This window comes from Hydrogenobacter sp. (assembly GCA_041287335.1).
Taxonomy (GTDB): Bacteria; Aquificota; Aquificia; order Aquificales; family Aquificaceae; genus Hydrogenobacter.
Genome location: JBEULM010000061.1, coordinates 1 through 11,745, shown reverse-complemented (window position 1 = coordinate 11,745; position 11,745 = coordinate 1). Strand labels below are relative to the sequence as shown.

Genomic DNA, 11,745 nt, shown 5'->3' with positions numbered 1-11,745 from the left:
CTTACCTTTATAATTTTAATTCGGATGTTCAGAGAAAGGATAAGAAGGTTTCACTTTGTGGGTATTGGTGGTATAGGCATGAGTGGGATAGCTCAGGTACTTCTTGAGATGGGTTATAAAGTTTCGGGATCCGATCTTAGGGAGAGCAAGAACGTGGAGCTTTTGAGAAAAAAGGGAGCTAAGATTTCCATTGGACATAAGCCTGAAAATGTGGAGAATGTGGATGTGGTAGTTTATTCATCCGCTGTATCTGAAGACAATCCGGAGATAATTCAAGCAAAAAGGATGGGTATACCAACAATATCCAGGGGGGAAATGTTAGCCGAGCTTTTCAGAATAAGGGAGGGTATAGCGGTTTGTGGTTCTCACGGAAAAACTACAACAACCTCTATGATAGCGCACATAGTACATGATGCTGGATACGATCCTACAGTGATCATAGGTGGTGTTTTGCAAAAATTTGGTGGGAATGCAAGATTTGGAAAAGATGACCTTATCATATCTGAAGCGGATGAGAGCGACGGTTCTTTTTTAAAGCTTATGCCGACAGTGGCTGTAATAACCAATATAGACAGAGAACACCTGGGATACTATAAGGATCTTGAAGAGATAAAATCTGCTTTTTTGAGGTTTGCAAACAGTGTTCCTTTTTACGGGTTTTGCGTTATGAATGCGGATGACGAGAACTCTAAAGATGTGATGAAGAAGGTCAAGAGGCGCCTGATAACCTTTGGTATAAAGGAATCATCTGATGTGATGGCAAGAAGCATAAATATTGAAAGGGGGTGTTACCAGTTTGACCTTTATTTTTATGAAAAACCTTTAGAAAGGATAAAACTTTCAGTAGCTGGAAGGCACAACGTGTATAATGCCCTTGCAAGTGTGGCGGTCAGCTTGCAGATGGGGATTTCTGTAGATACAATAAAAAAAGCCTTAGAGACCTTTAAAAATGCGGAAAGAAGGCTTGAGTTCAAAGGTTACTTCAATGGTGCTTTAGTTTACGATGATTATGGACACCATCCTACAGAAATAAAGGCGGTTATAAGCGCACTCAGGGAGATGTATCCGAAAAAAAGGCTTCTACTCGTTTTTCAGCCTCACAGGTATTCAAGGACTTATTACCTCCTTGAGGAGTTTGCCCAAGTTTTAAAAGAGTCCGATGTATGTTTTTTAACGGATATATACTCCGCAGGTGAGGAAAATCTTTACGGTGTCTCGGCGGAAGTTTTAGCAAAACTTGCAGGATGCAATTTTTTTGAAGACAGAGCTGAGCTTTTCAATGCCATCAGAAGGGAAGCAAGAGACACAGATGTGATACTCTTTATGGGTGCTGGAAGTATATCCAAATGGTGTGAGGAATTTTTGGAGCCTGTAAAGATATGAGAGGCATATCTGGAAGGGAGTGGGTTATCCTGAGCCAGCTGATAACTCCACAGAAGGATATGCAGGAAAAGTATGGATACCTGATCGCTCAAATACTCGCCAACAGAAACTTAGATGATAGGGTGTTTGACAACCGGCTCAAAAACCTCCTACCCTATTACCTCATACCAAACATAGAACAGGCTGTGGAAAAGATAGTAAGAAGCGTAAAAGAGGGCAAAAGGATAATTATCTATGGGGACTATGATGTGGATGGTGTGACGGGAAGTGTTATACTGTATGACTTTTTAAAGAGAGCTGGTGCAAAGGTTTACTCCGTACTCCCCACAAGACAGACGGGTTACGGACTTCGTAAAGAGATGGTGGACACTTTTGCCAAATATGCACAGCTTCTTATAACGGTTGATAATGGCACAACAGCCATTGAGGAATTAAAAGATTCAAAGATAGAAACCATCATAATAGACCATCATAATCCCCATGAGGAATTACCCAAAGCGCTGATAGTAAACCCTAAGATAGATCAAACTACACCCGATGAACTAAAAGAGATATCCTCCGTAGCTTTGAGCTTTTATCTGGTTGCAAGGTTGAGAAAAGAGCTTGAGATAGACATAGATGTAAGAGATTACCTTTACCTCACAGCCATAGGTACTCTCGCAGATGTTATGCCTTTGAATCCTTTAAACCGCATACTCGTATCTAACGGTATAAGGATGCTCAACTACATAATGACAGGAGGAGAAACCAAAGCATACGGTATAAAGGCTTTAATAGAAGGTATAGGCATAAGAGATGAGATCACCTCAAGGGACATAACTTTTTCCATAGCTCCGAGGCTTAACGCACCTGGCAGAGTCTCCAAACCAAAGATAGCGATGAATCTTTTACTTTCAAAGGATGAAGCCACTGCAAGGATGTGGTTCAGAAAGGTAGAGGAAGCAAACGAGTACAGAAAGTATATCTCCAGTATAGCCTTTGAAAGAGCTATGAGTGAAATACACTCTCAGAGAGAGAGAAATTTTCTGGTTGTGCGTATGGGTGAATGGGCAAGCGGTGTAGCCGGTATAGTGGCAGGTAAGCTTTCAAGTACACTTTCAAAGCCTTCAGCTGTCTTTTCAGTAGGGAAAGAGTTTGCAACAGCTTCCGTAAGAAGCGTGGAAGGTATAAATGTTTACGAAGGGTTGAAAAAACTCTCACACATGTTTATAAGATGGGGAGGGCATACAGGTGCTGCGGGTTTAACTATAAAGATCGAGTATTTGAACAATTTTGAGAGGATGATTGACGAAGTGTTTTCGGAAATAAAGAGGGAAGAACCACGACTTTACATAGATATGTTTCTTAATCCTCTACATGTAGATGAAGCTATAGTCAGAAGTCTTAAGATGCTTGAGCCTTACGGCGAAGGTTTTCCACAGCCCGTGTTTGTGTCTGATCCTCTCAGGATTGAAAAAGTGGAAACAAATAACGGTAGGTTAATTTTAAAGGCATACCCTAACATAACTTTCATCAGTTATAACAACATCTGGGGAAAAAAGATACAAGGAGTGCTATCCTCAAATAAGAGGATAGTTTACAGCATAGATACGAGAAGAGGTAAAGTCTTTAACCTCTTAGATATAGAGGATAGCGATGGCTTTGGGTAAAAGTCACGACATGGTAAACCTGCTTTTGCTCCCATTGTCCCTTTACTTCATACCTAAGGAGTTCTATCTTCCCTTTAGCTTAGGCTACATTGTAGGTACTTTTTTCCTTTCTCCTGATATTGATCTTAAACATTCCAAACCATCTAAGAGATGGAAGTACTTAAAAGTCCTATGGTTGCCTTATCAAAAACGTTCAAAACATAGAGGAACGAGCCATATACCTATCGTAGGAACTTTTTTAAGACTCATTTATCTAAACCTCGTGGTACTGTTTTTTTACTTTTTTCTGGTAGGCATTTTCAGTTATGTGAGTCCTGAGCTTTCCCGTATACTGCTATCAATTGATCTTGAAGGTTTCTTTCGATATCTTGCTAAAAGCGAATCAAGTTTTTACTTTCTTCTGGGTCTTATTGTATCGGAGATACTGCACGTGCTTCTTGATTTTTTGTTTACTCTTAAACGCCTATTATAGCCTCCAGTATATAAAACCCTCTTTAAAAGCTGTATTTCTATCATAAATACCCTTTACATCAACGAGTATATAAGGTTTCGTCATTACCGACTTGTAAAAGGACAGATCATAGCTCTCCAAAAAGGTGTCGTGTTTGACTGCCAGTATAACACAGTCATAGGGTTTGTGTGCCTTTATGTCCTTCAAAAGATCTATGCCATACTCTTGTCTTACTTCTTCATCGTTAGCTACCGGATCATACACGTAAACCTTTACACCAAAATCCTCAAGTTCTCTATAAAGCTCGTAAACTTTGCTGTTTCTTATGTCGGGTACATTTTCTTTAAAGGTTATACCCATAAGCAAAACCTTAGCCGAGTTTATACTTTTACCGCCTTTTATGAGGAGTTTAACCGTCTGATAGGCTATATAAGAAGGTACACTTTCGTTTATCCTCCTACCAGCCAGAATAAGCTCAGGAACATGCCCTACCTGTAAAGATTTATGTGCCAGATAGTATGGATCTACGGGTATACAATGCCCACCTACGAGTCCGGGTTCAAATTTTAAAAAGTTCCACTTAGTACCTGCGGCTTTTAAAACCTCTTTTGTGTCAATATCTAATTTATGAAAGATCATGGAAAGCTCGTTCATTAAGGCTATGTTTATATCCCTTTGTATATTCTCTATGACCTTTGCAGCTTCAGCAGTCCTTATATCAGGCGCTTTATAGATGCCAGCCTTTATGATTTTGCCGTAAACGGATGCCACCAGCTCAAGAGTGTTTTCGGTATCTCCTGCAACGACCTTCACGATATTTTCTACAGTATGTTCCCGATCACCGGGGTTTACCCTCTCAGGTGAATATCCTACAAAGAAATCCCTCCTCCATTTTAGTCCGCTTTCCCTTTCAAGTATAGGAACACAAACCTCTTCGGTAGCTCCAGGATAAACGGTGGACTCGTATACTACAACGCTATCTTTTCTCAAATATCTTCCCACTGTAGTTGACGCATCCCTCAAAAAAGAAAGATCCGGATTTTTCAGCTTGTCAACAGGTGTAGGCACAGCTACTATTATGAACTTAGCTTCGGATATACGCCTTTCGTCATCTGTGAACTCAACACCTGAGTTGAGAATTTCCTCTTTACGAAGCTCACCCGTGATGTCCAGACCAGAAATAAGTTGCTTTATTCTTGAAGCCTTTCTGTCATAACCTATAACTTTGAAGTGCTTAGAAAAAGCAACTGCAAGCGGAAGACCTACATAACCCATACCCACCACGCAAATTTTTTCTCTACCTTCAAGTAGACTACTATACTCAAGCATCATTTTATATACTATTAAAACATGATAAGGGTGATAATAAACGATAAAGTTTACGAAGTAGAAAAAGGTACACCACTGGGAGAGATATATAAAAAGGCTGGCATAAAAGATGCCTTAGGTGGGAAGGTTGACGGTAAGGTATACGACCTTCAAACACCTATAAGGAAGGATGCTCATGTGATACCAATATACAGGGATGATCCTGAAAGTCTGGAAATACTTAGACACTCTTTGGCTCATATAATGGCACAAGCGCTTAAGGAGATTTACGGTAAAGACAGAGTTCATCTCGGTGTTGGTCCCACTACTGAGGAAGGTTTTTACTACGATGTGGAGATAGAAGGTGTGAGACTTAGCGAGGAAGACCTTCCCAAGATAGAAGAGAAGATGAGAGAGATAATACAGAGAGATTATCCTATACTCAGGAGAGAAATTGACAGGGAGCAAGCCAAAAAACTCTTTGAAGAACTCAAAGAAAGGTACAAACTTGATATCATTGAACGCATAAGCCCGGAAGATGTTATATCTGTATATGAGCAAAACGACTTTGTGGATTTATGCAGAGGACCTCACTTACCATCAACAGGCATGACAGGTGCTTTCAAACTCACTCACCTAAGCGGAGCTTATTGGATGGGGGATGCTTCAAAACCTATGCTCCAAAGGATCTACGGTATGGCTTTTTGGGATAGTAAGGAATTACAGGAAAGGCTCAATTTTTATGAGGAGGCAAAAAAGAGAGATCACAGAAAGCTTGGAAGGGAGTTAGAACTTTTCCTCATAGATGATGATGTAGGTCCAGGTCTTGTTTTGTGGCTTCCAAAGGGAGGCGCCTACAGAAAGGTACTTGAGGATTATTGGAAGGAAGAACACGAAAAGAGAGGCTACCAGTTTGTTTATACACCCCATATGGGAAACGCAAAGCTCTGGCAAATAAGCGGACACCTTGATTATTACAAACCCAACATGTTCCCTTCCATGCAAGTGGAACATGAGGAGTACTTTGTAAAACCTATGAACTGTCCTTTTCATATAGCTATATACAAGAGTAGGGTAAGAAGTTATCGTGAACTCCCCCTAAAACTTGCGGAGCTGGGAACTGTGTACAGATACGAAATGTCAGGTGTTCTGCACGGACTTATGAGAGTGAGGGGATTCACCCAGGATGATGCTCATATAATATGTACACCTGAACAGGTGGAAGGTGTCATATACGAAACACTTGAGTTTGCAATTTCTATGCTGAGAGATTTCGGCTTTAACGAGTTCAAAGTTTACATATCCACAAAACCTATTGATGCTATTGGTTCAGAGCAACAGTGGGAGCTTGCGGAAAGATCGCTCAAAAAAGCTGTAGAAGTTATGGGGATTGACTACCAGATAGACGAAGGTGGAGGAGCCTTTTACGGTCCAAAAATTGATGTGAAGATAAAAGATGCCATAGGAAGGCTCTGGCAATGTTCAACAATACAATTTGATTTTAATTTACCTGAGCGTTTTGACATGACCTACGTAGGTCCTGACAATAAGAGACACAGACCTTATATGATACACAGGGCGCTTCTGGGATCTATTGAGAGATTTACCGGAGTGCTTTTGGAACATTACGCAGGTACGCTCCCTGTATGGCTTTCTCCAATACAGATAAGGATCATACCTATATCGGAAAAGCATATCAATTATGCAAAAGAGATTGAGCGAAAGCTAAAAGATGAAGGGCTGAGAGTTGAAACGGATGATAATCAAGAAAGATTGGGTGCAAAAATAAGGGATGCGGAGCTTCAGAAGATACCCTACGTTATAGTTATAGGTGACAAGGAATTAAAGGAGGGTAAAATATCCGTGAGGAGTAAGAGGGACGGTAATTTAGGTAGTATGCCTCTTGATGATTTTGTAAAGCTCGTAAAAGAGAAGATAAGAACAAAGGCGACATGATAAATAAACCAGCTGTATATATAAACATGGACGAAAAAGAAAAGGGTTTTTTAGAGTACGCAAGCTATATTTTGAAAAAACTCAACTTAAAACCATTGATAGTGTTCTCAAGGGACTTTCTGTCCGACCCTTTGGGTTATATAGCGCAGAGGCAGGAAAAGAGGATTTACGATGAGGTGAACGAGTTCGTGAAGGAATACTTTGACGGGTTTGAGATTTACGTGAGCTTTGAACCCGCAGATAAGACTGTGGACAGGATACTTTCCGGGTACGATGTGGATATAGCTTTTGTAAGGTATAAAAGACAGCTTTTAGGCAGATCTCTATCGGAAAAAGTTATAGATAATGTAAGGGTATGGGTATACAAAGATGGATGCTCTCCTCAGATTAATGCAGTATGTGTTCCATTAGACTTTTCTGATAGGTCCATCAAACAGTTGGAATTTCTAAAATATCTGAAGACTCACTTTCCTATAGAATTTAGACTTTTACACGCTTTAAACACAGAAAGATTGAAAGACAAGCTAACCTTTGACGAGTATCTGAGATTGGTAAAAGACAAAAAGGATGAGGCTATTCACCTTTTTAAAGAAACCTTCGGGGAGCTGGAACTTGATATTCTCTTCCTTGAAGGAGATCCATATCGCTCTCTTTCTGAACATATAAACTCGGAAAGATACGGACTCACGCTTATGAGTAAAAGAGGTAAAGGAATGGCTAAAATCGTAGGTAGCGTATCACGCTATCTTTTAAGGAGTGTAAAATGCCCACTGATTGTCCTATAAGCCTGTTTTCAAAGGTATTTCTTGCACCCATGTGTCCGGTCGTGAAAATGGTTTTTAGAAATCTGTTTAGGATAAATGTTTACGGACTTAAAAATCTTCCCAAAGATAGCTATATAGTAGCATCCAACCACAGAAGCTATCTTGATCCACCAGTATTGAATTCCGTCTTCCCAAAACACCTTACCTTTATAGCTAAGGAAGAGCTTTTTAAGATACCCTTTTTGGGTCCTCTTTTGCCACACATGGGAGCTATACCCATAAAGAGAGGATCCGGAGATATACAAGCCCTTGAACTTTCCCTTGAGCTTCTAAATAGAGGGTGTAACCTTTGCGTATTTCCCGAAGGAACAAGAGCAAACCCAGGAGAGTTTTTAAAGCCTAAACTTGGGGTTGGACTGCTTGCTATAAAGAGCCAAAAACCCGTAGTACCTATTTACATAGATGGAACTGACAAGGTTCTGCCCAGAGGCAAAAAAATACCCTCAATAGGACACCCGATAAGCGTTTACATAGGAAAACCCAAAAGGTATGACTTTTTGGAAGATAACCTGAGAGGATACAGAGAAGCATCAAATATTATAATGGAGGAAATAAAGAGGCTCTCAAAACATGGACAAGAGGAAATAAAGGGTTATATTTAAGAAAATAATTATATTCTTAAGGAGGTGTGAATATGCTTTTGAGCCTTGAAGTGAGATCTCAGCTCAAAGACATACTTTCCAAGGAGCTTGAAAAGGAAGTAAAGCTTAAGCTATTTTCTCAGGCTATAGGCTGTGAGACATGTTCCGTAGCAGAGGAGCTTCTCAAAGAAGTATCACAGGTAGAGCCTGAAAAGATAGAACTCAGCATCTACTCACCTGTTTTAGATAGGGATATATCCCAAGTCTATAATATTGATCGTGTCCCCACCATAGTGATAGAAGGGGATAAAGATTACGGTATCAGGTATGTAGGGTTACCTGCAGGTCTTGAGTTTAGCACACTTGTGCAAGGTATAATCCAGGTATCTAAGAGGGTTCCTAAGCTTTCTGAGAAGACACTTGATATGCTCAAAACCGTGGATAAACCTATTGAAATTATGGTGTTTGTGACAACATCCTGCGGTTACTGTCCATCAGCCGCCGTTACCGCTATGAACTTTGCCATAGCAAATGACCACATAAAAGCTATTATTGTGGATGCAAGCGAAAATGTGGATCTCGCTGAGAGATTTCAGGTTGTCGGTGTGCCTAAGATAGTGATCAACAAAGGTTTGGTAGAGTTTGTAGGTGCACAGCCAGAAAATGCCTTTTTAGGATACATCATATCCGCATACGAAAAGTTGAAAAGGGAAGCAGTAAATGGACAGGCTTGAGTATTTTCTTGAGCTTTTCAAAAAAAGCCCGAACAATCCTATGGTACACTATTCTTTAGCCATTGAGTACCTAAAAAGGAAAGATTACGAAAAGTCAGCCCAACACATGGAAACTTATCTGAAGATGAAGGAGGATGAAGGTGCAGGTTACAAGCTACTTGCCAAATGTTACGAAGAGATGGGGCAGTACGAGAAAGCCATAAATACGCTTGAAGAAGGTATACAAAAGGCTTTAAAACATAACCATCTGTCCATGGCGGAGGAGATGAGATCTTGGCTGGAAGACTTAAAAAGGCTATACTCTTTCTGATCCTTTTACCTCTGTTGTCATTGGCTGAAGAGCTTACCGCATGCTACAGAGCTTATTTTTTCTTTTTACCGGTTGCTGAAACGTGCATAACTTATGAGGATAAAGGTACTGACCTATACGTATCAAGTACAGTAAAGACAATAAATGTGGGGAAGCTCGTAAAGAGAGTGTACAACAGAGGACAAGCTATAATAGAGAAAAATCCGCTAAGTCCTATAAATTTTAAATATTATCAAGAGGAAGGAGAGTTTAAAAGGTATCAGGAGTACGTATTCAAAAATGGAAAGATATACGTGAAGGAAATAAAGTACAAAAAGCTCAGCGATGAGGTTGAACGGAGTGAGGATAAAGTTTACCAGTATTCTAACTATGTAGAACCTTATACTGCGAGCCTTTTGCTCTACAGGGACTCCGCAATAAAAAGCTACGGAACCATCCTCATGTTTTATGACGACAAGGATTACGTACTTCCTTACTCTGTAATAAAGAGAGAGTATACGGAAACACCTGCAGGCATTTTCAATACGAGAGTTGTTGAAGTGTATCCTAACATAAACACGAAGGGACTTTTGAAGCCTAAAGGTAAGTGGTATCTATGGTTAGACGAGGAAACATACATACCTGTTAAGATGCAGTTGAGTTTTGTGATAGGTAGTACTGAGGCTATCCTAACCAAAGTGGAGGGAGATACGCAACTCCTCAGAAGAGTGTTAAAAAAATAATGCTTACGTTATCATTATTTCTTAAGGATGAGGGACAAAGACTTAGAGAGGTTAGAGTTCTTTAAGGTGTTGGAAAAGATAAAGGAGTTTACAAGCTCCAAAGCCACAAAGAGGTTTATAGATGGGCTAAAACCCATAAGGGATGCGGAACATTTAAAAAAAGAGATAAATGTCACCGCTGACTTTATGAAGATACAGGAAGATGTACCCATTTACCCCTTTGACGATGTGGAGGAGCTTATAAAAAAAGCTTCAATAAAGGATGCCGTATTAAGTGTAGATGAGATACTTTCCCTTCTGAAGGTTATAAAACTCATAAGGGAAGTTAGAAAAGTTATAGGCAGTTACGTAAGCACCTATACGCACCTTCAAACCATTGTAAAAAATCTTCATTTATTTTCTAACCTTGAAAGCTTAATAGAATCATCTTTAGATCTCAGGGGTTTTGTAAAAGATTCAGCAAGTGAAGAGCTAAGCACAATAAGGCAAAAGATAAGAAGCGTGGAAAAGGAAGTGATGAAAAGGCTTGAAAGTCTACTTTCAAGACCAGATGCTTCAAGTTTGTTCTCCGATAAATTTGTAGCCTTTAAAAACAATAGATACGTTCTTCCCGTTAAAACCGCAGAAGCTAAAAAGATAATAGGCATAGTTCACGGTACTTCATCTTCCGGCTTTACAACATACATAGAGCCACACAATGTGGTTGAACTCAACAACAACCTAATAACCTTAAGGGGGGAGGAAGAAGATGAAGTCAAAAGGATACTCAGGAGGCTGACTTCGTATATAGGTGAGCATGCAGGTAGGCTTCACGATGCCTTTGCGGCGCTTGTGAAGGTGGACTTTCTGAAAGCCGTAGCTAAGTTTTCTAAGCTTACTGATGGAAAATTGATAAACTTGGGAGAAAGGATAGAACTCAAGGAGGTGAAGCATCCGCTTTTAGTGTTTTTAAAAGAAAAAGTTATACCTATAGATATAGTTCTCTCGGAAAAAAGGGGACTGCTCCTGACAGGACCAAATACTGGTGGTAAGACTGTAGCTCTCAAAACTCTTGGACTTTGCTGTTTGATGTTTCAGTGTGCTCTTCCCATTCCCGCAAGTAGTGATAGCAAATTACCCATTTTTGAGAATGTATTTACTGACATAGGTGACGAGCAGAGTATACAGCAGAATCTTTCTACTTTTTCCGCTCATATATCCAACATAGGGGAGTTTCTACCGCTTGTCAACGACAGATCACTGGTCTTACTTGACGAACTTGGTGCAGGTACGGATCCGATGGAGGGTTCAGCCTTAGGAATAGGGCTTTTAGAGTACCTGCGTTTGAAAGGTGCGTATGTGTTTGCTACAACGCATCACACACCTATAAAGCTCTATGCGATCAACTCCGACTATTATACTCCAGCTAGTGTATCCTTTGACATGCAAACTTTAGATCCTCTTTACACAATACTGTACAACACGGTTGGTGAGAGTATGGCTTTTGAGATAGCAAAACGCTACGGAATACCTTATGAAGTTCTAAAGATGGCACAAAAGAAACTTCCAGAAGGCTCAAAGGAATATATGCAAGCAAAGGAAAGTTTGGAAAATTATGTAAGAGAATACGAAGAGAAACTGAAACAGGTGGAGAGTTTAAAGATCCAGTTAGAAAAGATAAAAAAGGAGCAAGAGAAACTCCTTTATGAGCTTGAAAGGCAAAAAGAGCAGGGATGGGAGAAAGTTCTTAAGGATGCCCTTGAATACCTGGATAAACTCATGAAAGAAGGCGAAGAGCTGTTAAAAAGTGCAAAGGAGAGACAAAAGATCAGAGAGTTTATAAAGGAA

11 protein-coding genes are annotated in these 11,745 nt (G+C 40.0%); 10 read left to right on the top strand and 1 reads right to left on the bottom strand.

Going from position 1 to position 11,745, the window contains the following annotated elements; genetic code table 11:
- Positions 1–24: 24 nt before the first annotated feature.
- The 3 genes from murC to ABWK04_08720 are packed head-to-tail and all read left to right on the top strand — an operon-like array spanning position 25 to position 3,504.
- Positions 25–1,383 carry a UDP-N-acetylmuramate--L-alanine ligase gene (gene murC / locus ABWK04_08730; GenBank protein MEZ0361958.1) on the top strand — a complete coding sequence of 453 codons (1,359 nt, stop codon included), beginning with the start codon at positions 25–27 and terminating at the stop codon, positions 1,381–1,383.
- On the top strand, positions 1,380–3,032 hold the full coding sequence (gene recJ / locus ABWK04_08725; protein MEZ0361957.1) for a single-stranded-DNA-specific exonuclease RecJ: 1,653 nt from the start codon (positions 1,380–1,382) through the stop codon (positions 3,030–3,032). The genes murC and recJ overlap by 4 nt, the downstream gene beginning before the upstream one ends.
- The gene (locus ABWK04_08720; protein ID MEZ0361956.1) at positions 3,019–3,504 is read left to right on the top strand and encodes a metal-binding protein; all 486 of its coding nucleotides are present in this window, start codon (positions 3,019–3,021) and stop codon (positions 3,502–3,504) included. Before recJ ends, ABWK04_08720 begins: the two co-directional genes overlap by 14 nt.
- Here the strand turns inward: ABWK04_08720 and ABWK04_08715 are convergent.
- Entirely contained in the window at positions 3,499–4,812 is a 1,314-nt protein-coding gene (locus tag ABWK04_08715; GenBank protein MEZ0361955.1) for a nucleotide sugar dehydrogenase, read from the bottom strand. The genes ABWK04_08720 and ABWK04_08715 overlap by 6 nt on opposite strands.
- A gap of 21 nt (positions 4,813–4,833) precedes the next feature.
- Between ABWK04_08715 and thrS the strand changes: the two genes are divergently transcribed.
- The 7 genes from thrS to ABWK04_08680 form a co-directional block, all read left to right on the top strand.
- Positions 4,834–6,747 carry a threonine--tRNA ligase gene (gene thrS / locus ABWK04_08710; GenBank protein ID MEZ0361954.1) on the top strand — a complete coding sequence of 638 codons (1,914 nt, stop codon included), beginning with the start codon at positions 4,834–4,836 and terminating at the stop codon, positions 6,745–6,747.
- Entirely contained in the window at positions 6,744–7,532 is a 789-nt protein-coding gene (locus ABWK04_08705) for a universal stress protein (GenBank protein MEZ0361953.1), read from the top strand. Before thrS ends, ABWK04_08705 begins: the two co-directional genes overlap by 4 nt.
- Positions 7,511–8,173 (top strand): lysophospholipid acyltransferase family protein, encoded by a 663-nt coding sequence (locus ABWK04_08700; GenBank protein ID MEZ0361952.1) that lies wholly within the window; start codon positions 7,511–7,513, stop codon positions 8,171–8,173. The genes ABWK04_08705 and ABWK04_08700 overlap by 22 nt, the downstream gene beginning before the upstream one ends.
- 32 nt (positions 8,174–8,205) lie before the next feature.
- A complete protein-coding gene (locus ABWK04_08695; GenBank protein MEZ0361951.1) occupies positions 8,206–8,886 on the top strand; it encodes a thioredoxin family protein in 681 nt (226 codons plus the stop codon).
- Positions 8,873–9,196 carry a tetratricopeptide repeat protein gene (locus ABWK04_08690; GenBank protein MEZ0361950.1) on the top strand — a complete coding sequence of 108 codons (324 nt, stop codon included), beginning with the start codon at positions 8,873–8,875 and terminating at the stop codon, positions 9,194–9,196. The genes ABWK04_08695 and ABWK04_08690 overlap by 14 nt, the downstream gene beginning before the upstream one ends.
- Positions 9,160–9,918 (top strand): DUF3108 domain-containing protein, encoded by a 759-nt coding sequence (locus ABWK04_08685; protein ID MEZ0361949.1) that lies wholly within the window; start codon positions 9,160–9,162, stop codon positions 9,916–9,918. The genes ABWK04_08690 and ABWK04_08685 overlap by 37 nt, the downstream gene beginning before the upstream one ends.
- A gap of 27 nt (positions 9,919–9,945) precedes the next feature.
- Positions 9,946–11,745 (top strand): endonuclease MutS2 (locus tag ABWK04_08680; GenBank protein ID MEZ0361948.1); only part of this gene is annotated, 1,800 nt, incomplete at its 3' end.

Excerpts from the sequence above, each read along its gene's own strand:
- murC (MEZ0361958.1), top strand. The coding sequence starts at position 25 with ATGTTCAGAGAAAGGATAAGAAGGTTTCACTTTGTGGGTATTGGTGGT.
- recJ (MEZ0361957.1), top strand. The coding sequence starts at position 1,380 with ATGAGAGGCATATCTGGAAGGGAGTGGGTTATCCTGAGCCAGCTGATA.
- ABWK04_08720 (MEZ0361956.1), top strand. The coding sequence starts at position 3,019 with ATGGCTTTGGGTAAAAGTCACGACATGGTAAACCTGCTTTTGCTCCCA.
- ABWK04_08715 (MEZ0361955.1), bottom strand. The coding sequence starts at position 4,812 with ATGCTTGAGTATAGTAGTCTACTTGAAGGTAGAGAAAAAATTTGCGTG.
- thrS (MEZ0361954.1), top strand. The coding sequence starts at position 4,834 with ATGATAAGGGTGATAATAAACGATAAAGTTTACGAAGTAGAAAAAGGT.
- ABWK04_08705 (MEZ0361953.1), top strand. The coding sequence starts at position 6,744 with ATGATAAATAAACCAGCTGTATATATAAACATGGACGAAAAAGAAAAG.
- ABWK04_08700 (MEZ0361952.1), top strand. The coding sequence starts at position 7,511 with ATGCCCACTGATTGTCCTATAAGCCTGTTTTCAAAGGTATTTCTTGCA.
- ABWK04_08695 (MEZ0361951.1), top strand. The coding sequence starts at position 8,206 with ATGCTTTTGAGCCTTGAAGTGAGATCTCAGCTCAAAGACATACTTTCC.
- ABWK04_08690 (MEZ0361950.1), top strand. The coding sequence starts at position 8,873 with ATGGACAGGCTTGAGTATTTTCTTGAGCTTTTCAAAAAAAGCCCGAAC.